The following is a 524-nucleotide window of genomic DNA, read 5'->3' as shown; positions in this document are numbered from 1 at the left end:
AGTTTTCTCGTCGGGATAGCGCTCGGAATTGCCATTGGAATCTATATTGCTCCATCGCTACACACCAAACTAGATCTTCACAATGACGAACCGACGATCGCTCGAGTAGCAAAGCAAAGCTACGATGCCATCTGGCCTGATGACGAAACAGCCAAGACAGAGCTATTTCGATTATCGAACTGGAATTACGCCGGATACGGTCATTCTTCCAAAGTGTCAGTGCTACGTTGCATTCTAATCAAAGAGCAGACCGCTGCATGCGAATTGTCAGCATCGCTAAGCTGGCTGAACGAGACCAAAGTTATCGAAGCAGTCTTCGAGGGCGCGGACGATGATTGGCGCCTTGTGGCGGTGAAATCCAGATAACCGATGTGACAACGTCGGCATTGGAAGTTGCAAACCAATAACGCCGAAATCGCTCTCCTACTTTATTTCGATATAAACGCGCGTTGAAACAAGCGAACACCACCTCTGAAGTGCTGCTATTTTCAGAAAATGTGATAATGATCGCTGTTGTGGCACGG

The 524-nt window shown here is 47.9% G+C and carries 1 protein-coding gene; it reads left to right on the top strand.

Going from position 1 to position 524, the window contains the following annotated elements; all coding sequences use genetic code 11:
• Positions 1 to 366, top strand: a 366-nt coding sequence (locus VBH83_RS19405; RefSeq protein WP_396999104.1) for a hypothetical protein, incomplete at its 5' end; no start/stop codon positions are given.
• Between the last annotated feature and the right edge of the window lie 158 nt (positions 367 to 524).

The sequence above is a fragment of the Ochrobactrum sp. S1502_03 genome (genome assembly GCF_044435015.1).
GTDB lineage: Bacteria > Pseudomonadota > Alphaproteobacteria > Rhizobiales > Rhizobiaceae > Brucella > Brucella chromiisoli.
This window is presented reverse-complemented; position numbering and strand designations above follow the sequence as displayed.